Annotated in this window: 26 protein-coding genes and 1 pseudogene; 16 read left to right on the forward strand and 11 right to left on the reverse strand. The window is 70.7% G+C overall.

Annotated elements, in window-relative coordinates; all coding sequences use genetic code 11:
- The first annotated feature begins 6 nt into the window (after nucleotides 1–6).
- Nucleotides 7–1,566 (forward strand): glycoside hydrolase family 32 protein, encoded by a 1,560-nt coding sequence (locus tag AB0O93_RS07415; RefSeq protein ID WP_363342013.1) that lies wholly within the window; start codon nucleotides 7–9, stop codon nucleotides 1,564–1,566.
- Nucleotides 1,567–1,588: 22 nt separating this feature from the next.
- Here AB0O93_RS07415 and AB0O93_RS07420 read toward each other — a convergent pair whose 3' ends face one another.
- The 5 genes from AB0O93_RS07420 to AB0O93_RS07440 form a co-directional block, all read right to left on the reverse strand.
- Nucleotides 1,589–3,031 carry an LLM class flavin-dependent oxidoreductase gene (locus tag AB0O93_RS07420; protein ID WP_363342015.1) on the reverse strand — a complete coding sequence of 481 codons (1,443 nt, stop codon included), beginning with the start codon at nucleotides 3,029–3,031 and terminating at the stop codon, nucleotides 1,589–1,591.
- Between the two features lie 183 nt (nucleotides 3,032–3,214).
- Nucleotides 3,215–4,384, reverse strand: a complete 1,170-nt coding sequence (locus AB0O93_RS07425) for a HAMP domain-containing sensor histidine kinase (RefSeq protein WP_363342017.1) — start codon at nucleotides 4,382–4,384, stop codon at nucleotides 3,215–3,217.
- On the reverse strand, nucleotides 4,381–5,172 hold the full coding sequence (locus AB0O93_RS07430; protein ID WP_363342019.1) for a response regulator transcription factor: 792 nt from the start codon (nucleotides 5,170–5,172) through the stop codon (nucleotides 4,381–4,383). Before AB0O93_RS07430 ends, AB0O93_RS07425 begins: the two co-directional genes overlap by 4 nt.
- On the reverse strand, nucleotides 5,162–5,902 hold the full coding sequence (locus AB0O93_RS07435; protein WP_363342021.1) for a cytochrome c biogenesis protein CcdA: 741 nt from the start codon (nucleotides 5,900–5,902) through the stop codon (nucleotides 5,162–5,164). Before AB0O93_RS07435 ends, AB0O93_RS07430 begins: the two co-directional genes overlap by 11 nt.
- A gap of 10 nt (nucleotides 5,903–5,912) precedes the next feature.
- Entirely contained in the window at nucleotides 5,913–6,431 is a 519-nt protein-coding gene (locus AB0O93_RS07440; protein WP_363342023.1) for a thioredoxin family protein, read from the reverse strand.
- A gap of 219 nt (nucleotides 6,432–6,650) precedes the next feature.
- Here AB0O93_RS07440 and AB0O93_RS07445 point away from each other — a divergent pair, with 219 nt between their 5' ends.
- Entirely contained in the window at nucleotides 6,651–7,070 is a 420-nt protein-coding gene (locus AB0O93_RS07445; RefSeq protein ID WP_363342025.1) for a PRC-barrel domain-containing protein, read from the forward strand.
- Nucleotides 7,070–7,594: a YetF domain-containing protein gene (locus AB0O93_RS07450; protein WP_363342027.1), complete on the forward strand. Its 525-nt coding sequence runs from the start codon at nucleotides 7,070–7,072 to the stop codon at nucleotides 7,592–7,594. The genes AB0O93_RS07445 and AB0O93_RS07450 overlap by 1 nt, the downstream gene beginning before the upstream one ends.
- Here AB0O93_RS07450 and AB0O93_RS07455 read toward each other — a convergent pair.
- The 3 genes from AB0O93_RS07455 to AB0O93_RS07465 are packed head-to-tail and all read right to left on the reverse strand — an operon-like array spanning nucleotide 7,580 to nucleotide 9,619.
- Nucleotides 7,580–8,680, reverse strand: coding sequence for a YihY/virulence factor BrkB family protein (locus tag AB0O93_RS07455; RefSeq protein ID WP_363342029.1), 1,101 nt, complete (start codon nucleotides 8,678–8,680; stop codon nucleotides 7,580–7,582). The two genes, AB0O93_RS07450 and AB0O93_RS07455, sit on opposite strands and share 15 nt — an antisense overlap.
- A gap of 4 nt (nucleotides 8,681–8,684) precedes the next feature.
- The gene (locus AB0O93_RS07460; RefSeq protein ID WP_363342031.1) at nucleotides 8,685–9,041 is read right to left on the reverse strand and encodes a TraR/DksA C4-type zinc finger protein; all 357 of its coding nucleotides are present in this window, start codon (nucleotides 9,039–9,041) and stop codon (nucleotides 8,685–8,687) included.
- 8 nt (nucleotides 9,042–9,049) lie between these two features.
- Nucleotides 9,050–9,619 carry an NADPH-dependent FMN reductase gene (locus tag AB0O93_RS07465; RefSeq protein ID WP_363342033.1) on the reverse strand — a complete coding sequence of 190 codons (570 nt, stop codon included), beginning with the start codon at nucleotides 9,617–9,619 and terminating at the stop codon, nucleotides 9,050–9,052.
- A 148-nt stretch (nucleotides 9,620–9,767) separates the two neighbouring features.
- On the opposite strand from AB0O93_RS07465, the gene AB0O93_RS07470 reads away from it, so the two are divergent.
- Both AB0O93_RS07470 and AB0O93_RS07475 read left to right on the forward strand, forming a co-directional pair.
- Nucleotides 9,768–10,742 carry an ATP-binding cassette domain-containing protein gene (locus AB0O93_RS07470; protein ID WP_363342035.1) on the forward strand — a complete coding sequence of 325 codons (975 nt, stop codon included), beginning with the start codon at nucleotides 9,768–9,770 and terminating at the stop codon, nucleotides 10,740–10,742.
- A gap of 53 nt (nucleotides 10,743–10,795) precedes the next feature.
- The gene (locus AB0O93_RS07475) at nucleotides 10,796–11,617 is read left to right on the forward strand and encodes an ABC transporter permease (RefSeq protein ID WP_363342533.1); all 822 of its coding nucleotides are present in this window, start codon (nucleotides 10,796–10,798) and stop codon (nucleotides 11,615–11,617) included.
- Nucleotides 11,618–11,670: 53 nt separating this feature from the next.
- Here AB0O93_RS07475 and AB0O93_RS07480 read toward each other — a convergent pair whose 3' ends face one another.
- Nucleotides 11,671–11,940, reverse strand: a complete 270-nt coding sequence (locus AB0O93_RS07480; RefSeq protein WP_363342037.1) for a hypothetical protein — start codon at nucleotides 11,938–11,940, stop codon at nucleotides 11,671–11,673.
- Between the two features lie 291 nt (nucleotides 11,941–12,231).
- Between AB0O93_RS07480 and msuE the strand changes: the two genes are divergently transcribed.
- Together msuE and AB0O93_RS07490 are read left to right on the forward strand one after the other, a co-directional pair.
- Nucleotides 12,232–12,861: an FMN reductase gene (gene msuE, locus AB0O93_RS07485; RefSeq protein WP_363342039.1), complete on the forward strand. Its 630-nt coding sequence runs from the start codon at nucleotides 12,232–12,234 to the stop codon at nucleotides 12,859–12,861.
- Between the two features lie 127 nt (nucleotides 12,862–12,988).
- Nucleotides 12,989–13,954 (forward strand): intradiol ring-cleavage dioxygenase, encoded by a 966-nt coding sequence (locus AB0O93_RS07490; RefSeq protein ID WP_363342041.1) that lies wholly within the window; start codon nucleotides 12,989–12,991, stop codon nucleotides 13,952–13,954.
- Nucleotides 13,955–13,987: 33 nt separating this feature from the next.
- Here AB0O93_RS07490 and AB0O93_RS07495 read toward each other — a convergent pair whose 3' ends face one another.
- Entirely contained in the window at nucleotides 13,988–14,191 is a 204-nt protein-coding gene (locus AB0O93_RS07495) for a hypothetical protein (protein WP_363342043.1), read from the reverse strand.
- 42 nt (nucleotides 14,192–14,233) lie between these two features.
- The gene (locus AB0O93_RS07500) at nucleotides 14,234–14,545 is read right to left on the reverse strand and encodes a sugar ABC transporter ATPase (protein ID WP_363342045.1); all 312 of its coding nucleotides are present in this window, start codon (nucleotides 14,543–14,545) and stop codon (nucleotides 14,234–14,236) included.
- A gap of 199 nt (nucleotides 14,546–14,744) precedes the next feature.
- On the opposite strand from AB0O93_RS07500, the gene AB0O93_RS07505 reads away from it, so the two are divergent.
- From AB0O93_RS07505 to AB0O93_RS07545, 9 genes and pseudogenes are all read left to right on the forward strand, one after another.
- Complete coding sequence (locus AB0O93_RS07505) at nucleotides 14,745–15,197, forward strand: SRPBCC family protein (RefSeq protein ID WP_363342047.1); 453 nt, start codon at nucleotides 14,745–14,747, stop codon at nucleotides 15,195–15,197.
- A gap of 133 nt (nucleotides 15,198–15,330) precedes the next feature.
- Nucleotides 15,331–16,506: an alcohol dehydrogenase catalytic domain-containing protein gene (locus tag AB0O93_RS07510; protein ID WP_363342049.1), complete on the forward strand. Its 1,176-nt coding sequence runs from the start codon at nucleotides 15,331–15,333 to the stop codon at nucleotides 16,504–16,506.
- A 7-nt stretch (nucleotides 16,507–16,513) separates the two neighbouring features.
- Nucleotides 16,514–16,816, forward strand: coding sequence for a hypothetical protein (locus tag AB0O93_RS07515; protein WP_363342051.1), 303 nt, complete (start codon nucleotides 16,514–16,516; stop codon nucleotides 16,814–16,816).
- Nucleotides 16,817–16,991: 175 nt separating this feature from the next.
- The gene (locus AB0O93_RS07520; protein ID WP_363342535.1) at nucleotides 16,992–17,324 is read left to right on the forward strand and encodes an ATP-dependent DNA ligase; all 333 of its coding nucleotides are present in this window, start codon (nucleotides 16,992–16,994) and stop codon (nucleotides 17,322–17,324) included.
- A complete protein-coding gene (locus AB0O93_RS07525; RefSeq protein WP_363342053.1) occupies nucleotides 17,311–17,574 on the forward strand; it encodes a hypothetical protein in 264 nt (87 codons plus the stop codon). The genes AB0O93_RS07520 and AB0O93_RS07525 overlap by 14 nt, the downstream gene beginning before the upstream one ends.
- Nucleotides 17,575–17,658: 84 nt before the next feature.
- Nucleotides 17,659–17,874 carry a hypothetical protein gene (locus tag AB0O93_RS07530; RefSeq protein WP_363342054.1) on the forward strand — a complete coding sequence of 72 codons (216 nt, stop codon included), beginning with the start codon at nucleotides 17,659–17,661 and terminating at the stop codon, nucleotides 17,872–17,874.
- Between the two features lie 523 nt (nucleotides 17,875–18,397).
- Nucleotides 18,398–19,345: pseudogene (locus tag AB0O93_RS07535) on the forward strand (pyridoxal-phosphate dependent enzyme); the annotation flags it as partial.
- Nucleotides 19,346–19,452: 107 nt separating this feature from the next.
- Nucleotides 19,453–20,625 carry a cystathionine gamma-synthase gene (locus AB0O93_RS07540; RefSeq protein ID WP_363342056.1) on the forward strand — a complete coding sequence of 391 codons (1,173 nt, stop codon included), beginning with the start codon at nucleotides 19,453–19,455 and terminating at the stop codon, nucleotides 20,623–20,625.
- Nucleotides 20,626–20,718: 93 nt separating this feature from the next.
- Nucleotides 20,719–22,281, forward strand: a complete 1,563-nt coding sequence (locus AB0O93_RS07545) for an SLC13 family permease (protein ID WP_363342058.1) — start codon at nucleotides 20,719–20,721, stop codon at nucleotides 22,279–22,281.
- Nucleotides 22,282–22,299: the final 18 nt, after the last annotated feature.

A 22,299-nucleotide genomic window follows, 5' to 3' on the forward strand; every position in this document is an offset into this window, starting at 1 on the left:
ATCATCATGACGTTCGACATCTCTCGCCGCACGCTTCTGCAGGGAGCCGGGATCGGCGCTCTGGGGTTCGCCCTCGCCGGACACGCGCCGGTCGCGGCATCCGCCGCGCAGGCATCCCAGCGCGCCGTGTACCACATGACGCCGCCGACGGGTTGGCTGTGCGATCCGCAGCGTCCCATCGTCTCGGGCGGACAGTACCAGCTCTACTATCTGCACTCCGACGTGAACAACGGTCCCGGCGGATGGGACCACGCCACCACCGATGGCGTGAGCTTCACACACCATGGCACCGTCATGCCGCTCGCCGACGGCGTCCCCGTGTGGTCCGGATGCCTCGTCGTCGACGATGCGAACACCGCCGGGTTCGGCGCCGGCGCCGTGGTCGCCCTCGCGACCCGCCCCACGGACGGCATCCGTCGCTACCAGGAGCAGTACCTCTACTGGTCGACCGATGGCGGGTTCTCGTTCACGATGCTGCCGGATCCGGTACTCGTGAACACGGATGGGCGAGCCGCGCAGACGCCCGCCGAGATCGACAACGCGGAGTGGTGCCGGGACCCGAAGGTGCACTGGGACGCGCCCCGCGGCGAGTGGGTGATGGCGTTGGGACGCGCCCGGTACGCCGGCTTCTACACCTCGCCCAACCTGCGGGACTGGGCTTGGTGCAGCAACTTCGACTACCCGACGCCGCAACTCGGCGGCATCGAATGCCCCGATCTCTTCGAGATGACCGCCGATGACGGTACGCGTCACTGGGTGCTGGGGGCGAGCATGGACGCGTACGGCGTCGGATTGCCGATGACCTACGCGTATTGGACGGGCGAATGGGATGGCACCCGGTTCGTCGCAGACGACCTCACCCCTCAATGGCTGGACTGGGGATGGGACTGGTACGGCGCGGTCACGTGGCCCATGAAGGAGAACCCCGAGACTCGTCGGCTCGCAATCGGCTGGATGAACAACTGGAAGTACGCTGCCCGCGACGTGCCCACTGACGTCACCGATGGCTACAACGGGCAGAACTCCATCGTGCGGGAGCTGCGCCTCGACCGTCAGCCAGGCGGCTGGTACAGCCTCCTGAGCAGCCCGATCGCTGCCCTCGCATCCCGCGCGAGCTCGACGGTCTCCCTTCCCGATCGCGCCGTCGACGGCGGCGCTGTCCTGCCATGGAGCGGACGCGCATACGAGCTCGAGCTCGACGTCTCCTGGACGGATGCCACCAACGTCGGGGTGTCCGTCGGGCGCTCGGCGGACGGGTCGCGTCACACCAACATCGGGAAGTACGGCGCGGATCTGTACGTCGACCGCGGCCCGTCCGATCGCAGCGGGTACAGCCTCGTTCCCTACACGAGGGCAGCCGCACCGATCGATCCGAACGCCCAAGCGATGCACCTGCGCATCTTCGTCGACCGCCAGAGCGTCGAGGTCTTCGTCAACGCGGGGCACACCGTGTTGTCGCAGCAGGTGCACTTCCTCGACGGCGACACAGGCATTTCGTTCTACACGGACGGAGGCCCGGCCCAGTTCACCGGGATCACGATCCGCGAGTACGACGCTCCGGTGTGAGTCGCGTCCTCTGGAGCCGTTGTCAGGCCCCCGCGGCCACGCGCGCACCGACCCGGTAGCGGGCGCCGCGGTGCTCGTCGGGCAGGCGGTCGCCGCGGCCGTGGAGCTTCTCGCGGAGCGTACCGGGCGTGTACGCGTCGGGATAGATCCCGCGTGCACGGAGGACGGGGATGACGTGCTCGACGACGTCCTCGAAGGTGCCGGGGGTGATCGCGTAGGCGAGGTTGAACCCGTCGACATCCGTCTCCTCCACCCATTCCTGGAGGGTGTCGGCGATCTCCTCACCCGACCCGACGATGAGCGGTCCGAGTCCGCCGATCGCGCCGCGCTCGGCGATGTCGCGGACGGTGAACTCCTCGCCGTTCTTAGCGGACTCGGCGAAGTTCGCGATCACCGACTGGATCGCGTTCGACCTCACGTTGCCGACCGGCTCGTCGAGGTCGTACTGCGACAGGTCGATGCCCATCCACCCGCTCATGAACACCAGGGCACCCTCGGCGCTTGCGTACTGCAGGTAGTCGCGGTGCTTCGCGTGGGCCTTCTCGCTCGTCTCGTCGGTGATGATCGTCAGCAGCGTGTAGATGCGCGCGGAGTACCGGTCGCGGCCGGCCGCCTCGAGGGCGTCGCGGATGCGCGCGACGGTCGAGCGCAGCACCTCCTTCGTGGGGGCGGCGACGAAGATCGCCTCGGCGTTGTCGGCGGCGAACGCGACGCCGCGCGGCGAGGCGCCCGCCTGGTAGATAACCGGGGAGCGCTGCGGGCTCGGCTCGGAGATGTGGATGCCGGGAACGGTGAAGTGCTTCCCGTGGTGACCGATCTCGTGAACCTTCGCCGGGTCGGTGAAGACACCGGACTCGCGGTCGCGCTGGACCGCGTCGTCCTCCCACGAGCCCTCCCACAGCTTGTAGAGCACCTCGAGGTACTCGTCGGCGTGGTCGTAGCGGTCGTCGTGCTCGAGCTGGTCGTCGTGCCCCATGTTGCGCGCGGCGCTCGGGAGGTATCCGGTGACGACGTTCCAGCCGACGCGGCCGTTCGTCAGGTGGTCGAGGGTCGACATCCGTCGGGCGAAGGGGTAGGGGTGCTCGTAGGCGGTTCCGGCGGTGATGCCGAAGCCGAGGTGCTCGGTGACGAGCGCCATCGCGCTGACGAGGAGCAGCGGATCGGCCACCGGAACCTGCGCGCCGTGACGGATCGCGGCCTCGTTCGTTCCTCCGTACACGTCGTAGGTGCCGAGGACGTCGGCGATGAAGATTCCGTCGAAGGTGCCCCGCTCGAGCAGCTGCGCGAGGTGCGTCCAGTACGTCAGCTCCTTGTAGCGCTGCGACTGGTCGTCGGGGTGGCGCCAGAGGCCGGAGGACTGGTGCGCGACGCAGTTCATGTCGAACGCGTTGAACCGGATCTGTCGCGTCGCGCCCACGGGGGCGGCGGCGGTCTCGGTCGCGGAGGCGCTGTCGTGCGTGCTCATGCTGCCATCGTGCCGACCCGCGGTCGCCGTGTCGCGGGCGACGTCACGCGGCGACGCGCGGCGTAACGCACCGTCACGAACCGCTCGACGGAGCCTCGGCGGTGTCGCCGCAGGCGATCGGTGTCGAAAACGCGGGATATCCGGTCGGTTTCGGGGCCCCCGGGGCGGCTGAGCGACCGCTCGTCACGCGTTGTCGACGGCGGGCTCAGGCGACGCGCCCGCCGTCGGCACCTCGAGGGCGAAGATCGCGCCACTGCCGCCGGCGTTCGCCGCGGTCACGTCGCCGCCGTGCGCCCGCGCGATCCCGCGGGCGATCGCGAGCCCGAGACCCGCGCCGGCGGTGATGTCGACCGCGTGCGGCGACCGGGCCTCCGTCCCCCGCCAGCCCGCCTCGAACAGAAGCTCCGCATCCTCGTCCCGGATGCCGGGACCGCCGTCGTGAACGGCGATCCGCACCCGCGCCCGACCGGCATCGATGACGACCCGCACGCCGCTGCCTCCCGGCGTGTGCTGGACGGCGTTGGCCACGAGGTTCGCGATCGCGCGCCCGAGCTGCAGCGGATCGACCTCCACCACGGCGTCTCTACGGATCTCGACGGTCAGCTCGACGCCCGCGGCATCCGCGACGGCGCGCACGTCGGCGACGACGTCGCTCGCGAGGTCGCCGAGCGACGTCGGCTCCAGACGCAGCGCGAGGGCCCCCGCATCCAAGCGGGAGACGGCGAAGAGGTCGTCGACGAGGCGGTCGACGCGATCGACCTGACCGACGATCCGGGTGAGGAAGCGGTCCGGATCCGGTGCCACCCCGTCCTGCAGCGCCTCGGCCTGCGCACGGATGCCGGCCAGTGGCACCCGCAGGTCGTGCGTGATCCGCACCACGAGGTCCTGCCGGGCCTTCTCCTGACGCTCGATCTCGGATCGGGCGGCGCGCAGGCGGGCGTCGGAGGCCGCCAACTCGTCGAGGACGGCGCGGAACTCGCCGATCGCGAGCCCGGTCTCGGCCGCCGTGCGGACCGGCACCCCGGCGCCGAGATCGGCTGCCGCGCGGCGGAGGACGCCGGCGGCGCGCGCGACCCGCCCCCCGAGGAGCACGGCGACGAGGATCGCCACGGCCCCGCTCGACAGGGCGATCGCGAGCGCCAGCTGCACGTCGGCCTCGGAGAGGTACATCGCGTTCGAGGCGACGAGGATCCCGCCCACCACAGCCGAGACCGCCGCGGCGGCGACGGTGACCAGATGCACCAGGATCGGCGCGCGCGTCACCAGCCGCAGCAGGATCCAGGCGGCGAGACCCACGACCGCGGCGATGGCGGCCGAGGAGGCCACGACCAGGAGCAGGGTCTGTCCGCTCACGCCTGCCCTCCCGTGTCGGTCGCATCCACGGGAATGTCGAACCGGTACCCGAACCCCCACACCGTGACGAGCATGGTCGGGGAGGCGGCATCCGTTTCGATCTTCTCGCGGAGCCGCCGCACGTGCACCGTCACCGTCGAGGAGTCGCCGTGCGACCAGCCCCAGACCGCCCCGAGCAGGTCCTCGCGCGAGAAGACCCGGCCGGGGCGCCGCGCGAGGTAGACGAGCAGGTCGTACTCGCGCGAGGTGAGCGTCAGGGCGACACCGCCGCGCTCGACGGTCCGCGCCGCGGTGTCGATCCGGAGCGGCCCGCGCTCGAGGAGAGCGTCGACGGATGCCGGGGCGGAGGTCTGCTCTGCGGCGACGACGCGGCGCAGCAGGGTGCGCACCCGCAGGGTCAGTTCGCGGGGCGAGAAGGGCTTGACGAGGTAGTCGTCCGCGCCCGCTTCCAGGCCGTGGATGCGGTCGTCTTCGCTGCCGAGGGCGGTGAGGAGGATCACCGGGACGTCCGGTCGCGTCGCGCGCACCCGTCGGCACACCTCGACGCCGTCGATGCCGGGCAGCATGCGGTCGAGCACGAGGACGTCCGGATGCAGGGCGGCGGCGCGGTCGAGGGCGGTGAAGGCGTCGGTCGCGAGCAGGACCGTCCAGCCCTCCCGCTCGAGGTACGCCTGGCAGACCTCCAGGACTGTGGGGTCATCGTCGACGAGGAGGACGGTGCGACCGAGGAGCGCGGCATCCGGCGGCGTCGACGCCCGCGGATCCGGAGCCCGCGGATCAGCCGGCACCGATCCACTCCTCGAATCGCGCGATCGGGTCGTATAGGCCGGCGTCGAGCACCCACGTCTGGATCTGCTTGTCGAAGCCCGTGATGACGGCGACGCCGACGAGGATGAAGAGCACACCGATGATGCGGCGGAACCACCCGTTCGGGTCGGCCATCCACCCGAGCCGGCGGACGAGACCGCGGCCGAGGAGGGCGATGAGCAGCAGCATCCCCGCGAGCCCCACGGCGTACGCGATGACGTACGTCACGCCCTCCGCGAAGGAGACGGGGAGGACCACCGCGACGATGAGGGCGTAGGTGGGGCTGCAGCTGGAGAACACCGGGCCGAGGGCGGCACCGGTGAGGATGTCGCCGCCGACGCTCTGCCGCGAGACGGTCTTGTCGAGTGCGGCCCCGCTGCGCGCCTGGAGCCGGAGGCGCGTGGACACCCGGTCCCACAGGGAGGGGGCGACGAGGTCGATGCCGAGGAGGATGATGATGACGCCCGACACGATCTGCCACACCTGGGGTGGAACGCCGAGAAGGGCGGTCGTCGCCTTGAGCGCGAGGGTGAAGACGACCACGCTCACGGCGAGCGAGCCGGCGATCACGAAGGGACGCCAGCGCGCCCGACGCGCGTCGCCGCCGCGGACGATCGTGCCGCCGACGATCACGGGGAGCAGCGGCAGCACGCAGGGTGCGGCCACGGTCAGGATGCCGGCGGCGAGGGCTCCGAGGAGCGACGCGGTCATCGCCCGGTGCTCACGGTGCGGCGGCGACGAGGGAGGCCACCGACGGGTCGTCGTACAGCACCGTCGAGGAGATCGGCTCGCCCGCGTCGTCGACGAAGACGATCGTGGTCTGCAGGGTGACCCCGTACTTCTGGCGGAGGTCGGTGCGGCTGTCGTAGTCGACCTTGAACACGGTGAGGCCGTCGGGCGCCCCGGACGCGCGGAGGTCCTCGTCGAGGGCGCGGCACTGCGGGCACCAGGAGGCGTGGAAGAACAGTGCCTTGTCGCCGGGGGTCGCCTCGATCGCGCCGTCGGTGTAATCGACGTAGGCGCCGGCGGTCATCGCGTCTTCGGCCATGGGCTCTTCGGTCATCGGTTCCGCAGGGGCCTCCGACTCCGTCATGGGCTCGCTCGGTTCCGTTGACATCGCCTCGTCCGACATCGCGGGAGTCCCGCTCGGGGATGCGGCATCCGTTCCCGCGGCGCAGCCGGAGAGGACGAGGCCGGCCGTGAGGAGCAGGACGGCGGTGGCGGATATGCGCGTCGGCATGGCGGAGACCTCGGATCCCGGGCGGCGGGTGCGCCCGACAGGAATCACGGTAGTGCGGCGCTCGCGGGCGCGGTGGGGCAGGAGCTTACGAGTCGATTACGGGTGCGGCGGCTCCGGCCCTAACACGGCGTCGGAGCCCGCGCCAGGGGGTTCAGGCCGTCCGGACCTCCTCCGTACCGTGGCCGACGACCGACAGACCGCTCGACGAAGGAGGAGCAGATGAACGACCGTACGAACGAGACGCTGCGCAAGCTCGGTGACCTCGACGAGACCGTCGCCAACCCCGACGAGGACGTGCGTGGGCGCAGCGTCCGCGATCAGCACGGGGAGGACATCGGGACCGTCAAGGACCTCCTCGTCGACGAAGCGGAGAACCGCATCCGCTTCCTCGAGGTCGCCTCGGGCGGTTTCCTCGGGATCGGGCGGGAGATCACCCTGCTGCCCGTCGACGCCATCACCGCCATCACCGACGACGAGGTCCGGGTCGACCCGACCCGCGAGACCATCGCCGGTGCCCCCGAGTACGACCCGCGGCTCGTTCAGGAGCGCCACGACTACGGGAACTATCTCGACTACTACGGCTATGGCGCGTGGTGGGGTCCCGGCTACGCCTACCCGACCTTCCCCTACTACCGCTGATGTGGTTCGACTCCTGGTCCGACGTCGGGCGCGTCCTGGCGGTGGGAGCGGCCGCCTACGTGTCGCTCGTGGCGGTGCTTCGGGTGTCGGGCAAGCGCACCCTCAGTCAGATGAACGCGTTCGACTTCGTCGTGACCGTCGCGCTCGGGTCGACCCTGGCGACGATCCTCCTCAGCTCCGACGTGTCGTGGGTCGAGGGGGTGACCGCACTGGCTCTGCTCGCGGCGCTGCAGCTGGTGGTGGCGTGGGCCTCGGTGCGGATCCCCGCCCTCCGCCGGGTCGTGACCTCCCGGCCGGCGATCCTCGTCTATCGGGGTGAGCTGCGCGCCGATGTCGTCCGGGCGCATCGGCTCAGCCGGTCGCAGGTGCTGCAGGCCGTGCGCAGCGAGGGCTACGGCGAGCTCGGCCGCGTCGGCGCCGTCGTCCTCGAGCCCAACGGGACGCTCAGTGTGATCGGCATGGACGGCCTGGGCAGCGGTGACACCCTGCCCCGGGAGGATGCCGGAACCTCAACGATCCGGTGAGGACGCGCGGAGCGACTGCCACCAGGCGGTCACCGCGGCCGCCGCACGGCGGACGAGTCCGTCCGGCCGCGGCCCCAGGTCCTCGCCCCGGCGGAGCTGCGCGCCGCGGTCGACGGTGATCCGCGTCTCCTCCTGCAGACGCTCGATGGCGGTGTCGTCCCGCAGCGCGCGCTCCACCCGACTTTCCGCGGCGATGCCCGCTTGCAGCTGTCTTCCGCGCTCCAGTTCGGCAATGAACTCCACGCCCATGAGCAGGGCCAGGTTCAGCAGGAAGAGCCAGATCAGGAAGACCACGATTCCGCCGAGCGCCCCGAATGTGCGTCCGTAATCGCCGATGGTCGACACGTACAGCGTGAACAAGGCGGAGGAGGCGCCGATGAGAGCCAGCGCGAGCAGGGCTCCTGGAGCCACCCAGCGGAGCCGGGACTGCCGCACGTTCGACGTCGTGGTGAACAGCAGGGTCACCATGATCACCGCCGCCAGCGCGAGGACCGGCCACCGCACCACGTTCCAGGTGTCGATCGCGGTGTCGCCGAGGTCCCACGCGTCGCCGAGCGCGCGGGCGATCGTGGCGGAGAGGGTGATCACGGCGATGACGATGAGCGCGAGGACCAGGAGTGCGATGGTGACCGCGATCTGCGCGGGCTTGCGCTTCCAGTACGGGCGCCCCTCCTCGACCTCGTATACGCGGTTGACCAGGCGGCCGAACGCTCCGACGTAGAGCGACGCCGACCACAGCGCGGTCGCGATCGAGACGATGAGGGTCAGGCCCGCGCCGGTGGCTCCGGAGATGTCGAGGAGCGGTGCCCGGAGGGTCTCGGCGACCGCCGCCGGCGCCACCTGGTCGATGAGGTCGAGCAACCGGGTCACGGTGTCTTCGCTGTCGCCGACGAGTCCCACGATCGCGATGAGCGCCAGCGCGGCGGGGAAGATCGACAGGACGGCGAAGAAGGTCAGGGCCGCCGCGGCGTCGGGACACCCGTCGCGGATGAACTCCCGCACCGTGCGGCGCAGCAGGTACCTCCACGTGTCCGCGCGGAGTTGACCGGGGTGGGCGGGGGAGTCCGTTCGCGACTCGTCGGTCATGGCCTCACCGTCCTCGCGCGCTCGCGCACGTGACGCAGCGGTCGGCGGTGGGGCGCACCTCGAGACGCCCGACCGGAATGGCCCGGCCGCAGTCGCGACAGATGCCGTAGGTCCCGTCGGCGACGCGGTCGAACGCCGCGTCGATCTCCGCGAGCTCGCGGTCGACCTCCGCGCGCAGACCCTCGAGCCGCGACCACTCACCCGACAGGGGGGCGCCGTCGGGGTCGTGCTCGTCGTCGTCGGACTCGCCGCTGCGCGCACGGCGGAGCGCCGCGATCTGCGCGTCGAGGTCGCTGAGGCGGGCCCGGGCGGCGGCCCGCGCCCGCTCGAGGTGCACGGTCGGGCCGTGCGGGGTCGGCATCCGTTCCCTCAGTCGCGGGGCAGGACCGTCAGGACCCGCTCGATGTGGTCGCGGAACTCGGCCATGTAGTCGCGCAGGAACCCCTCGAGTCCCTCGTCGCGGACCTCGCCGTCGGGGCCGAACTTCTCCTCCGAGAACGTGATGTACGCCTCGGGGCTCGTCATCTGGCGGGCGTTGCAGAAGCTCAGCACCCCGCGGAGGCTCTGCTGCGCGACCGCGGTACCGATCTGCCCGATGGAGGCCCCGATGACGGCGGCCGGGATGTGGTCGAACGAGTTCTCCCCCCAGGGTCGGGAGGCCCAGTCGATCGCGTTCTTCAGCGCTCCCGGGATCGACCGGTTGTACTCGGGGGTGACGAAGAGGACGGCATCCGAATCGGCGATCGCATCCTTGAGGGCGGTGGCGACGGGCGGGTAATCGGCGTCGAAATCCGGGCTGTAGAGCGGCAGATCGCCGATCGGGATCTCGCGGAACTCCAGCTCCGGCGGCGCGAGGCGGATGAGCGCCTTCGAGAGAATGCGGTTGATCGATGTCGACGACAGGCTTCCGACGAAGTACCCGACGGTGTGGGTGGTCATGGGGTTCCTCTCTGCAGCGTGAGACCCAGCCTTTCGTGGACGGATGCCGAGGGGAAGGGTCTTGCGTCGTGCGCGCCGGTCCGGTTATGAACGTCCGCGGGAACGGGGCGTGACCACCGTGTCGGCGGCTGGGAGTACCATCACGCGCATGGCGTTCATCGAAGCCCGCGGGCTCGTCAAGACCTACACGCCGAAGGGTGCGCCGGTGGTCCGCGCGCTCGACGGACTCGACCTGGATGTGCCGCGCGGAACCGTCACGGCGCTGCTCGGTCCGAACGGGGCGGGGAAGACCACGACGGTCAAGGCGCTCACCACGCTCATCACGCCGGACGCCGGGACCGCGACGATCGACGGTGTCGACGTCCTGGCCGACCCGGAGCGCATCCGCCGGATGATCGGCGCGAGCGGTCAGTACGCCGCCGTGGATGAGAACCTCACCGGGTTCGAGAACCTCATGATGGTGGGCAGGCTCTACCACCTCGGCGGTCGCGTCGCCCGACAGCGGGCCACGGAGCTCATCGAGCTGTTCGACCTCACCGAGGCGCGGAACCGCCCGGTCAAGGGTTACTCCGGCGGCATGCGGCGACGGGTCGACCTCGCCGGTGCCCTCGTGATCAACCCTCCCGTGCTGTTCCTCGACGAGCCGACGACCGGGCTCGATCCGCGCAGCCGCCTGGGCCTGTGGGATGTCATCCAGACCCTGGTGACCGATGGGACGACGGTGCTGCTGACCACGCAGTATCTCGAGGAGGCCGACCGGCTGGCCGACTCCATCTCGGTCATCGACAACGGCAAGGTCATCGCCAAGGGCACCGCCGACGAGCTCAAGGCGTCCGTCGGGGGTCAGCGGGTCGCGCTGACGCTGGTCGACGAGTCCGACGGCGACGCGGTGCGCGCCATCCTCGCCTCCCACGGGTCGGGCGAGCCGGTGCTGACGGGTGGACGCACGTGGGTCGTGCCCGTCGATGACGGTCCGGCCGCGCTCGCCGCCATCGTCGGCGCGGCATCCCGCGACGGCATCGCCCTGCACGACGCCGGTATGCGTCGCCCGACGCTGGACGACGTGTTCCTCCAGCTCACCGGGCGCGCGGCCGAGAACGACACCGAGGAGACGGCGGCATGAGCACGTCCGAGTCCCGATCCACAACCGACGCCGCCCCGGGCCGCTCGGCGACGATGACTCTCCGCCCCGAGGCGGGTTCGGCGGTGTCGAGGTTCGTCAGTGACGGGTGGGTGACGACGTGGCGGAACCTGATGAAGATCATCCGGGTGCCCGAGATCCTGCTCTTCTCGCTCATCCAGCCGATCATGTTCGTGCTGCTGTTCACCTACGTCTTCGGCGCCGCCATCGACATCCCGGGCGACGGGTACACGTCCTTCCTCATGGCCGGCATCTTCGCCCAGACGGTCGTGTTCGGCTCGACCTACTCGGGCTCCGCGATGGCGCAGGACCTCAAGGACGGCATCATCGACCGCTTCCGCACGCTGCCCATGAGCGGTGCGGCGGTGCTTGTGGGGCGGACCAACGGCGACCTCGTGATCAACGCCCTGTCCGTGCTGGTGATGATGGGGACGGGTCTGCTCGTCGGGTGGCGCGTGAACTCGTCGTTCCCGGAGTTCCTGGCCGGCGTCGCGCTCCTGCTGCTGTTCGCTTACGCGTTCTCGTGGGTGATGGCGTTCCTCGGGATGTCGGTGAAGAGCCCGGAGATCATCAACAACGCCTCCTTCCTCATCCTCTTCCCGCTCACGTTCATCTCCAACGCGTTCGTGCCGAGCGAGAACCTGCCGACGCCGCTGCGCATCTTCGCGGAGTGGAACCCCGTGTCCGCGCTCGTGCAGTCCGCGCGCGAGCTCTTCGGCAACGTCCCCCCGGGAACCCCGGTCGGTGACGCGTGGCCGGCGCAGAATCCGATCGCCACGGTGATCATCGGCGTCGTCGTGCTGCTGGCGGTCTTCGTTCCGCTGTCGATCCGGAAGTTCGCCACGCTGTCGCGCTGATCGGACCACGAACGGATGCCGCTCGGCGAGAGATCGGGCGGATACCGGTGCCGTCAGCAGGGGAGCGGGCGATACAGCGCGCGCGAGACGCGCCGCGCCTGCGAGGTCGCCGCACCCGCGACCGTGGTGCCGTGGATCTCGGCGATCGCCTGCGCCGCAGAGTCGAGCGAGTGCGTCTGCGCGCACTCGAGCGCTCGGTCGCGCCGCGGCCCGACGGAAGCGACAAAAATGCGGCCTGCCACTTCGATGAAACCGATGGCGTCATCGACGAGGGTCACGGCGTAGACGTCGTCTGCGATGCGTTCCACGTGTGCTTCCGGCATCCGTGGAGTCGAGAATGCGGAACTCGATCGGGTGGTGTCGACTCGATCCGGCGAAGCCTCCGACATGATGCTCATCGCGCCCCGCCTTCCGTGCCGTTCCGTGTTCTCCGGTGTGGTCTGACGATATCCGGACACGGTGTCTGGAGCCTCGGGGTTGACGGCCGATTGCGCGTTCGCTACGGGGCCCGGTGGAGTGCCAGCGGAGGGCTCCGGATGACGCCGCGTGTCGCTCTGCGACGTTCCGTGTCACCGACCGCGCGCGGGTGCGGCATCCGGACGTACCGTCGGGGCATGACGACGACTCCGACCCTGCCGGCGCCCCCGGTCGCGCCGACGGCCCTCGAGCCCCGCCGCGCCCTGCGGGTGGTGGGCGTGTCCGGTTCTCTGCACGAGCCCAGCAAGACCACCGCTCTGATCGCCGAGATCCTCCGCCGCGTCGGCGCGCACCTCGATGTCCAGAGCTCGCTCATCGAAGTGGCGTCCATCGGCCCGGCCTTCGCCGGTGCGCTGACCCGCGACGCGCTCCCGCCCGAAGCCCGAGACGCGCTCGAGCAGATCGAGACCGCTGATCTGCTGGTCGTGGGCACGCCCGTCTACCGCGCGTCGTACACCGGCCTCTTCAAGCACCTGTTCGACTTCGTCGAGCAGTACGCCCTGGTCGGGCGTCCCGTGCTCCTGGCGGCGACCGGAGGGGGCGAGCGGCACGCGCTCATCATCGAGCACCAGCTGCGGCCGCTGTTCGGCTTCTTCCAGGCGCTCACGCTGCCGCTCGGGGTGTACGCGAGCACGTCCGACTTCGACGGCTACGTGCTGCGAGAGGGCGGCGTCTCCGAGCGCATCGACCTCGCCCTCGAACGGGCGCTGCCGATCCTCTCCCACGGCGGGCGCGAGACCCCGTCGGACCGCATCTCGACCTGGTGACCGCTGTGGGCGGCGGCGGGGGCCGTCGCCCACAGCCCCGCATCCATAGCCCGCGCACAGGCCCGTCACATGGCGCCGAGAATCCCGCCGCGCATCCTGGAGTCCTCGCCGACGACAGGAGACCGAGATGACCCGCTTCCCCGACCCCGACGTCACCCCCGACGGGCCCGCCTACGAAGGGCGACTGCTCGCGCGACCCGACGACGAGGTCGTCGACCAGGGCATCGGCTTCGACCTCGGGACGCTGGTCAGCCGCCGCGGCATCCTCGGCATCGTGGGCCTGGGGGCAGGGGCGGTCGCGCTCGCCGCGTGCAGTCCGCTCGCGACCTCGACCGCGACGCCGTCGGCCTCGACGACCCCCGCATCCGGGGGCACGCCCACCCCGACGGCCTCGGCCTCGGCATCCGCATCCGCCGCACTTCCCGCCGGGGAGATCCCCGACGAGACCGCCGGACCGTACCCGGGTGACGGCTCGAACGGCCCGGACGTGCTGGAGCAGTCCGGGATCATCCGCCGTGATCTGCGCACGAGCCTCGGGAGCTCCGCGACCGTGGAGGGGGTCCCGGCGGAGGTGACCCTGCGGATCACCGACATGGCTTCGGGCGACGCGCCGTTCGCGGGAGTCGCGGTCTACGCGTGGCACTGCGACGCGCAGGGGCGGTACTCGATGTACTCCGACGGTGTGACGGGTGAGACGTGGCTGCGCGGCGTCCAGATCGCCGACGCGAACGGACAGGTCACCTTCACCACCATCGTTCCCGGGTGCTACGCGGGGCGATGGCCCCACATCCACTTCGAGGTGTATCCGGATGCCGCATCGATCACGGACGCGGCAAACGCCATCGCGACCTCGCAACTCGCTCTTCCGCAGGCCATGCTCGAGACGGTCTACGCTCTCCCGGCGTATGACGGATCGGCGCGCAATCTGTCGGGGGTGAGCCTTGCGTCCGACAACGTCTTCGGCGAGGACGGTGGGGCACTGCAGATGGCGACGGTCACCGGCGACACCGCGGCCGGATACACCGCCTCGCTCGTGGTGCGGGTGGACGCCGGCACCACGTCGAGCGCCGGAGCGGCCCCCGGACGTCCCTGAGACGCGGGGCCGCTCGGGCTCTGTCAGCCGGCGTCAGACGCCGAGGTCGGGGTCTTCGCCCTGGACCGTGGCGTCGGGGTCTTCGCCCTCGGCCTGGCTCGGGTGACCGGCGACATCCTCGGGCGGGAGGTCGGCGATCGACGCGCGGTCTGTGTTCGGATTTCCGGTGCCGCTGTCGTAGCCGTCGGCGGAGTGGTCGGTCGGGGTGTGGTCCTCGGGGCGGTCATGATGCGTCATGTCGTGTCCTTTCGTGGAACGGGCGGATGTCGCGGCGCGCGTTCAGCGCATGTCGTCGCCGGGCGACAGGTCGCCCTCGCCATCGGGGCCGAGGTCGATCAGAGACGGATCGGCACCCTGCGATTCGGGAAGCGCGCTGGTGCCGGGGAGGTCCTCGGCGGGTACCTCATCCAGGGGCGACGACAGCTCGGCCGGGTCGGCGCCCGTCGCCGTCGCATCGTCGGCGGGGGCCTCACGGATGTCGCGGTCGGACGCCTCCCACTCCGCCTGAGCGGCATCCTCTCCGGTGGTGACGGTCGCATCGGTCCCGCGCAGCGCGGACGTGAGGGTCTCGTTCGTGTCGGGGTCGCTCATGCGTCCCTCCTTTCCTCTCCGCCCACTCTCGGCACTGCGGGGGTTCGAGCCGAGGGGCTTGCCCGCCGCGACCCCGTGCGCTAGCGCCGATCCGGAATCCTCGAGCGCGGTAACAGGCTCGGCGGGCGAAGGCAACCCCCTGCGTCGCGTCCGGGCGGGGGTGAAGCATGGCAACTCCCAACGAGAGGAAGGTCACGCAATGGCCCAGATCATCGAAACCGTCGATGTCGATGTCGACGTGTCCACCGCCTACAACCAGTGGACGCAGTTCGAGACGTTCCCCCGGTTCCTGAGCTTCGTGAAGTCGATCACCCAGCTGGACGACCAGACCCTGCGCTGGGTCGTTGAGATCGCCGGTGCCGAGCGCGAGTTCACCGCGAAGGTGAGCGAACAGCACCCCGACGAGCGCGTCGCCTGGACGACCGTGGAGGGCGAGGCCAAGCACGCGGGTGTCGTCACGTTCCACCGCCTCGGCGACAACGAGACGCGCGTCACCGTGCAGCTCGACTGGGAGCCGGAGGGTGTCGCCGAGAAGGTCGGCGCGCTCGTGGGACTCGACGACCACGCGGTCAAGAAGGACCTCAAGAACTTCAAGGAGTTCATCGAGTCGCGCGGCGGCGAGACCGGCGCCTGGCGCGGCGACGTCTCCTGACCCGCATATCGACGATGCCCGTCCCGGTTTCGGGGCGGGCATCGTCGCGTGCGCGGCGCGCGCGGGTACGCCTCCTCCCTCGCGCCTGTCAACCCCCTCCACCGTTGTCAGGTGCGCGGGAGATGCTTCGCCCATGAAGGCAGTCACCTGGCAGGGGCGACGTCATGTCGCCGTCACCGACGAGCCCGATCCCCGGTTGGAAGAACCCACCGACGCAATCGTGCGGATCACCTCGACCGCCATCTGCGGATCCGACCTGCACCTCTACGAACTCTTCGGTCCGTTCCTGGACCGCGGTGACATCCTCGGGCACGAGTCCATGGGCATCGTCGAGGCGGTGGGTTCGGATGTGGTCACCCTCCGGCCGGGCGACCGCGTCGTCGTGCCGTTCAACATCGCGTGCGGGCGCTGTTTCATGTGCCGCCGCGGGCTGCAATCGCAGTGCGAGACGACGCAGAACGACCAGTACGGCACGGGGGCATCGCTCTTCGGCTACACCAAGCTCTACGGTCAGGTGCCCGGTGGGCAGGCGGAGCTCCTCCGGGTTCCGCTCGCCGACGAGAACACCATCGCGGTCGGCACCGATCTCCCGGACGAGCGCTACCTCTTCCTCAGCGACATCCTCCCCACGGCGTGGCAGGCGGTGGAGTACACCGGACTCGATGAGCCGTCCACCCTGGTGGTGCTCGGACTCGGCCCGGTGGGCCAGCTGGCGGCGCGCATCGGCGTCCGGCGCGGGCACCGCGTGATCGGCATCGACCCGGTCCCCGAGCGGCGAGCGATGGCGGTCCGGCACGGCGTGGAGGCCTGGGAGGGCGACGACGACGTCTCTCGCGTGATCGCCCACACGCAGGGACGAGGAGCGGATGCCGTCATCGACGCGGTCGGACTCGAGGCGCACGGCAGTCCCTTCGCCCACGCCGCGCACGCGGTGACCGCGGCGCTGCCGGACGCGCTCGCCCGGCCGGTGATGGAGAACACCGGCGTCGACCGGCTCGCCGCCCTCCACGCGTCGGTGGACATGGTGCGCCGCGGCGGAACGATCTCCATCAGCGGCGTCTACGTCGGCGACAGCGATGTCATGCCGATGAAGACCATGTTCGACAAGCAGCTCACGCTGCGGATGGGCCAGTGCAACGTCAAGCGGTGGATCGACGACCTCCGCCCCTATGCCGAGGCCGACGACGACCCGCTGGGTCTCGACGACCTCGTCACCCACCGGGCCGGCCTTGCCGACGCCCCGGATCTCTACGAGAAGTTCCAGAAGAAGGACGACGGATGCATCAAGGTCGTCCTCCAACCCACGTGAGGACCCCATGAAGACCGAACCCGTCCGCCATCTGGTGCTGGAGGCCCTGAGCGCGCGCTCGTGGCGTCTGTGCGACCGGTCGGCGGCCGCGAGCGACCCCGCCAAGGTGGTCGCCTACATCGAACAGCCCGACAGCGGCGGCTACGACGCCGCCTGGGTGCGCGCCGGGGGAATCGTCCGGCACTATCGGCGCCTCGACGACATCTTCACGGATGCCGCCGAGCTCGGCACCGGAGCGGCGATCCGGCCGGGCCGAAAGCCCGCCCCCATCCCCGCGCGTCCGCCGTTCACCCGCCGCCCCGCGACCTGACGCGGTGGGCGCGGTCGGCTCGGACGCGCGAATAGCTCGGGTGACGGCATCCGTCAACAGGGTGGTGCGCGCAGCCCCGAACCGCCAGCGTGGACGGAGGAGTGTCGGGTTGTTCCTCGCGCCGCACCTCGCAATCCGCGAAACCCGACGCCGCGACCACATCGAGGGGATCCTCATGGGCAAGTTCATCTACGACGGGGCGATCAAAGTCGACTTCGAAGACCGCACCCTCGCACACCTCCAGCTCGTCATCGGTGCGAAGCTGCGCCGGGGTGAACCCTTCCACTTCACCTGGAAGGACGACTCGAGCATCGGCGACGGTCGCACCACGGTCTGGGTGCATCCGCGGTCGTCGCTCGTGTACAAGTACTACGGCAGTCGCAAGCCGCGCCTGAACATGGCGTGGATCGATGCGCTCGCCTACACCGCCAATTCACCCGCGGGGCTGTACCTCGTCCCCGAGCCGATGGACGCCGCACCGAAGGGGACCCCCGATGAAACGCATTGACATCGCCTACGGCGGCGAGCACTACAGCGTCGGCGGACGCTCGCTCGTCGAGTTGCAGGACGAGATCCTCACCGGCCTGGCGCAGGGCACCCACTGGCTGCAGGTCAACGACGGCGAGGGGGAGCCTCGCCCGTCCTACCTGCTGATCTCGGCGGGCGTGCCGCTCGCCCTCATCCCCATTCCCGACGATGCTCCCGAGGTCTCGGGCGGCGAGATGTGGGACGGCGACGGGCACGAGGTCCATCTCTGAGTTCGGGTCGGCGTGCACGAGGTGCTGTCAACCCCCTCCGTCCCCTGAACGACCCACGCGCACACTGGCTGACAGGAGGTCGTGATGGAAGAGCCGCTCCCACTGCCGCCCATCGAGAACTGGTGGCCCTATCTCAGCGTCAGCGCGCGCCACGAGGTGCGCGGCGCTCCTGATCGCGATCTCAGCCGACACGTCCGCGCCGAGATCGAACGAGCGCTCGGCATCCGTGTGCCCCTGCGCGCGCATCTCACCAGCGACGACCAGCGCTTCGTCGACTTCGACATCAACGCCTCCGGCTGACCCGCCCGCGCCCTGTCCGTCACGTCGCGCGTACCGAACTCCTCAGAAACGTCGCCGCACCGGCCGGACCCAGCCCTGTGCGCGGGCACCCCCGCCGAATCTGAGGAGTTCGGCCCGACCCCGCGCCGCGCCGCGCCCCCGCCGGGCTCCCCACCCCTTCCGTTCACTCGTCGCCTCGTGCGGGTGTGGGGCGCCATGACCCGCAGGACGGGGCAAGTGAACCGGCGCCGGGCGGCGCGATCGCGCGCGTCGCGCGTGCCGAACTCCTCACAAACGTCGCCGGGTTGACCGGAACCGGGCCTGTGCGCGGGCACACGCGCCGGATCTGAGGAGTTCGGCCCGCAGCGGAGCCGGGGCGGCCGGGCGGGGCGGGGACGGTCGCGTGGGTCGGCGGGGCGGGCTAGACTGTCGCGCGTGCTGACCTGTCGTTGTCGTCGTTGCTGTCTCTGAAGCGTTCGCTTCACCCTCTTCTTCCGCAACCCGATGACCGCGCCCTTCGGCGCCGACACCTCAGGAAACCACCGTGCGCTACGCCCACAGCGTCATCGATCTCATCGGTGACACCCCTCTCGTCCGATTGAACCGCGTCACCGAGGGGATCTCCGCCACCGTGCTCGCCAAGATCGAGCACGCCAACCCCGGCGGGTCCGCGAAGGACCGCATCGCCCGCAACATCATCGACGCCGCCGAGCGCGACGGCCTCCTGAAGCCGGGCGGCACGATCGTCGAGGCCACGAGCGGCAACACCGGTGTCGGGCTGGCGCTGATCGCGCAGCAGCGCGGGTACAACTGCGTCTTCGTCGTGCCCGACAAGGTCGCCGAAGACAAGCGGGCGATCCTCCGGGCCTACGGCGCCGAGGTCGTGGTGACGCCCACGGCGGTGGAGGCCGACGACCCGCAGTCGTACTACAAGGTGTCCGACCGCCTCGCCGAGGAGATCCCCGGCGCCTTCAAGCCGAACCAGTACGACAACCCCAACGGCCCCCGCAGCCACTTCGAATCCACGGGCCCCGAGATCTGGCGCGACACAGACGGACGCATCACGCACTTCGTCGCGAGCGTCGGCACCGGCGGCACGATCACCGGCACCGGCCGCTACCTCCGCGAGGCGTCCGGCGGCTCGGTCCGCATCGTCGGCGTCGACCCCGAGGGGTCGCTGTACTCCGGCGGTCCCGTCCACGGGTACCACGTCGAGGGCGTCGGGGAAGACATCTGGCCGAAGGCCTACGACCCGACGATCGTCGATGAGATCCACCGCGTCGGTGACGCGGAGTCGTTCGCGATGACCCGGCGTCTGGCCCGCGAGGAGGGCCTCTTCGTCGGCGGCTCCAGCGGCATGGCCGTCGTCGGTGCCCTCCGCGCGGCCCGCACGCTCTCCGCCGACGCGGTCATGGTCGTGCTCCTCCCCGATCACGGCCGCGGCTATCTCAGCAAGATCTTCAACGACGACTGGATGCGCGCGCAGGGCTTCGATCCGGATGCCGTCATCCCGGCATCCGACACCCCCGGCCGCGTCCCCTCGCTGCCCAGCGACCCTCACCCCGAGAACCCCGCCCCCGAGACCGCAGGAGACCAGGCATGAGCGACACCCACGGAAGCGACTCCCGCGAGCGCGGCTTCGGCACGCGCGCGGTCCACGCCGGCCAGGCCTTCGACCCCACGACCGGCGCGGTCATCCCGCCGGTGCACTTCTCCACCACCTACGCGCAGGACGGCATCGGCGGCCTTCGCCAGGGCTACGAGTACGGTCGCAGCGGCAACCCGACCCGCACCGCACTCGAGACCCAGCTCGCCGCTCTCGAGGGCGCGGCACACGCTCTGTCGTTCTCGTCCGGCCTCGCCGCCGAGGACGCGCTGCTGCGCGCCGCCCTCGTCCCGGGTGACGAGATCCTGCTCGGCAACGACGTCTACGGCGGCACGTACCGCCTGATCTCGCGCGTGCTCGGCGGGTGGGGCGTCAAGCTCCGCGTGGTCGACATGAGCGATCTGGATGCCGTCGCCGCCGCGATCGCCGAACGCGCGCCTCAGATCGTCTGGGTCGAGACCCCGAGCAACCCGATGCTGCGGATCACCGACATCGCCGGTCTCGCGCGGCTCGGACACGACGCCGGCGCCCTCGTCGTCGTGGACAACACCTTCGCCTCCCCGGCACTGCAGCAGCCGCTCGCCCTCGGCGCGGACGTCGTGGTGCACTCGACGACGAAGTACCTCGGCGGGCACTCCGACGTCGTCGGCGGAGCGCTCGTCCTCAACGACGATGCGCTGTACGAGAAGGCGAAGTTCCTCCAGTTCGCCGTCGGTGCCGTCTCGGGCCCGCTCGACGCGTGGCTCACGACCCGCGGCATCAAGACCCTCGAGCTGCGGATGCGGCGCCACTCCGAGAGTGCGCAGCGCATCGCCGAGCAGCTGTCCACCGACCCGCGGGTCGCGGCCGTCCACTACCCCGGCCTGCCCGGCCACCCCGGGCACGCGCTCGCGGCCGCGCAGATGTCCGGTTTCGGCGGCATCGTGTCGCTCGAGCTGGCGGATGCCGCGGCGGCGCGCCGCTTCGCCGAATCGACGCGGCTGTTCCAGCTCGCCGAATCGCTCGGCGGCGTGGAGTCGCTGATGAACTACCCCGACGAGATGACCCACGCCTCCGTGCGCGGCACCGAGCTCGCGGTTCCGGAGCGCCTCGTGCGTCTGTCGGTCGGCATCGAGAGCGTCGAGGACCTCCTCGCCGACCTCGACGCCGCGCTCGCCGGCCTCTGAGACCCTGACCCTCTGAACCCGCGGTGTCCCGCCCCGGGGTGATCCCGGCGGCGGGCCACCACGCCTCCGCGGCCGCGATGGCATGCTGAGGGCATGGACCCCGTCGTCGCGACCCTCGCCATCCTGGCGGTCGCGGTCGTGGCCTTCATCAGCAACCGCGTCCCGCTCGCCGTCGTCGCCGTCGGTGTGGCGCTCGCGCTGTTCTTCACCGGGGTGCTCACCCTGCCGCAGGCGCTCGCCGGCTTCGGCGATCCCACAGTCCTCTTCATCGCCGCACTCTTCGTCGTGAGCGAAGCGCTCGATTCGTCGGGTGTCACCGCGTGGGCGGGTCAGAAGGTCATCGGGCGGGCGGGCACCCGCCGCGGCATCCTCGTCGGCGTGATCTCGCTCCTCGTCGCCGTGCTGACGGCGTTCATCAGCATCAACGGGGCCGTCGCCGCTCTCCTGCCGCTGGTCGTGGTCGTCGCCGCCCGCGCGGGCATCCCGAGCTCGCGCCTGCTGATGCCGCTGGCATTCGCCGCCTCGGCGGGGTCGCTCCTCCTCCTCACCGGGACACCGGTGAACATCATCGTGTCGGACTTCGCCGCCCAGAACGGCGGCCGGGCCTTCGGGTATGCCGAATTCGCGCTCGTCGGGGTCCCGCTCGTCATCGGGACCGTGGTGATCCTGCTCCTCTTGGGCGATCGGCTGCTGCCGGTGCGCGAGGGCGCGCTCATGCCCGTGGACCTCGCCCGCCACGCGCGGCTGCTCCGGCAGCAGTACGACCTGACCCTCGACACCGCCACGATCCTCGGCCCGCAGAGCGGGGTGACCGAGATCGTCGTCGGGCCGCGTTCGCCCCTGATCGGGGAACGGATCGCCCCCGGGATGAAGACCCCGGGCGGCGATCTGGTGATCCTCGCGGTGCGTCGCGGCGACGAACCGGCGCGCGGTCAGGAGCTCGTGCTGCAGATCGGCGATGTCCTGCTCCTGCAGGGCGAGTGGGACGATCTCGTCCGTCACGCCGCGCTTCCCGGCATGCTCGCCGTCGACGCACCGGACCGCCTCCGGCGCTCGGTGCCGCTCGGGCGGGGCGCGCGGCGGTCGCTGGTGATCCTCGGGCTCATGATCGCGCTCCTCGCCACCGGTCTCGTCCCGCCCGCGGCTGCGGCGCTCCTCGCGGCCGGCGCCCTCGTCGTCACGCGCGCGGTCAGCGTGAACCAGGCGTACCAGGCGGTGTCGTGGACGACGGTGATCCTCATCGCCGGGATGATCCCCCTCTCCACCGCCGTCTTCGAGACCGGCACCGCCGATCTGGTCGCCGGCGCGCTGCTCGGCCTCCTCGGCGACTCGGGACCGCGCGTGGCGCTCTTCGCCCTCTGCGTGCTCACGCTCGTGCTCGGTCAGCTCATCAGCAACGCCGCGACGGTGCTGATCGTCGCGCCGATCGCCGCGGCGGTGTCGACCAGCCTCGAGCTGTCGATCCAGCCGTTCATGATGGCGCTGACGGTCGCGGGTGCCGCGGCGTTCTTCACCCCGATCGCGACGCCGGCGAACCTCATGGTGATGGAGCCCGGCGGCTACCGATTCGGCGACTACTGGCGCCTCGGCATCCCGCTGGCGATCTTCTTCCTGCTGATGGCGGTCTTCTACGTGCCGCTGATCTGGCCGTTCTGACCCGCCGGCCCACGCCTC

Origin of the sequence: Microbacterium sp. NPDC077184 (assembly GCF_040687055.1) — a bacterium.
Taxonomy (GTDB): Bacteria; Actinomycetota; Actinomycetes; order Actinomycetales; family Microbacteriaceae; genus Microbacterium.

Excerpts from the sequence above, each read along its gene's own strand:
- AB0O93_RS07415 (WP_363342013.1), top strand. The coding sequence starts at position 7 with ATGACGTTCGACATCTCTCGCCGCACGCTTCTGCAGGGAGCCGGGATC.
- AB0O93_RS07420 (WP_363342015.1), bottom strand. The coding sequence starts at position 3,031 with ATGAGCACGCACGACAGCGCCTCCGCGACCGAGACCGCCGCCGCCCCC.
- AB0O93_RS07435 (WP_363342021.1), bottom strand. The coding sequence starts at position 5,902 with ATGACCGCGTCGCTCCTCGGAGCCCTCGCCGCCGGCATCCTGACCGTG.
- AB0O93_RS07440 (WP_363342023.1), bottom strand. The coding sequence starts at position 6,431 with ATGCCGACGCGCATATCCGCCACCGCCGTCCTGCTCCTCACGGCCGGC.
- AB0O93_RS07445 (WP_363342025.1), top strand. The coding sequence starts at position 6,651 with ATGAACGACCGTACGAACGAGACGCTGCGCAAGCTCGGTGACCTCGAC.
- AB0O93_RS07450 (WP_363342027.1), top strand. The coding sequence starts at position 7,070 with ATGTGGTTCGACTCCTGGTCCGACGTCGGGCGCGTCCTGGCGGTGGGA.
- AB0O93_RS07455 (WP_363342029.1), bottom strand. The coding sequence starts at position 8,680 with ATGACCGACGAGTCGCGAACGGACTCCCCCGCCCACCCCGGTCAACTC.
- AB0O93_RS07460 (WP_363342031.1), bottom strand. The coding sequence starts at position 9,041 with ATGCCGACCCCGCACGGCCCGACCGTGCACCTCGAGCGGGCGCGGGCC.
- AB0O93_RS07465 (WP_363342033.1), bottom strand. The coding sequence starts at position 9,619 with ATGACCACCCACACCGTCGGGTACTTCGTCGGAAGCCTGTCGTCGACA.
- AB0O93_RS07470 (WP_363342035.1), top strand. The coding sequence starts at position 9,768 with ATGGCGTTCATCGAAGCCCGCGGGCTCGTCAAGACCTACACGCCGAAG.
- AB0O93_RS07475 (WP_363342533.1), top strand. The coding sequence starts at position 10,796 with ATGACTCTCCGCCCCGAGGCGGGTTCGGCGGTGTCGAGGTTCGTCAGT.
- AB0O93_RS07480 (WP_363342037.1), bottom strand. The coding sequence starts at position 11,940 with ATGCCGGAAGCACACGTGGAACGCATCGCAGACGACGTCTACGCCGTG.
- msuE (WP_363342039.1), top strand. The coding sequence starts at position 12,232 with ATGACGACGACTCCGACCCTGCCGGCGCCCCCGGTCGCGCCGACGGCC.
- AB0O93_RS07490 (WP_363342041.1), top strand. The coding sequence starts at position 12,989 with ATGACCCGCTTCCCCGACCCCGACGTCACCCCCGACGGGCCCGCCTAC.
- AB0O93_RS07495 (WP_363342043.1), bottom strand. The coding sequence starts at position 14,191 with ATGACGCATCATGACCGCCCCGAGGACCACACCCCGACCGACCACTCC.
- AB0O93_RS07500 (WP_363342045.1), bottom strand. The coding sequence starts at position 14,545 with ATGAGCGACCCCGACACGAACGAGACCCTCACGTCCGCGCTGCGCGGG.
- AB0O93_RS07505 (WP_363342047.1), top strand. The coding sequence starts at position 14,745 with ATGGCCCAGATCATCGAAACCGTCGATGTCGATGTCGACGTGTCCACC.
- AB0O93_RS07510 (WP_363342049.1), top strand. The coding sequence starts at position 15,331 with ATGAAGGCAGTCACCTGGCAGGGGCGACGTCATGTCGCCGTCACCGAC.
- AB0O93_RS07515 (WP_363342051.1), top strand. The coding sequence starts at position 16,514 with ATGAAGACCGAACCCGTCCGCCATCTGGTGCTGGAGGCCCTGAGCGCG.
- AB0O93_RS07520 (WP_363342535.1), top strand. The coding sequence starts at position 16,992 with ATGGGCAAGTTCATCTACGACGGGGCGATCAAAGTCGACTTCGAAGAC.
- AB0O93_RS07525 (WP_363342053.1), top strand. The coding sequence starts at position 17,311 with ATGAAACGCATTGACATCGCCTACGGCGGCGAGCACTACAGCGTCGGC.
- AB0O93_RS07530 (WP_363342054.1), top strand. The coding sequence starts at position 17,659 with ATGGAAGAGCCGCTCCCACTGCCGCCCATCGAGAACTGGTGGCCCTAT.
- AB0O93_RS07540 (WP_363342056.1), top strand. The coding sequence starts at position 19,453 with ATGAGCGACACCCACGGAAGCGACTCCCGCGAGCGCGGCTTCGGCACG.
- AB0O93_RS07545 (WP_363342058.1), top strand. The coding sequence starts at position 20,719 with ATGGACCCCGTCGTCGCGACCCTCGCCATCCTGGCGGTCGCGGTCGTG.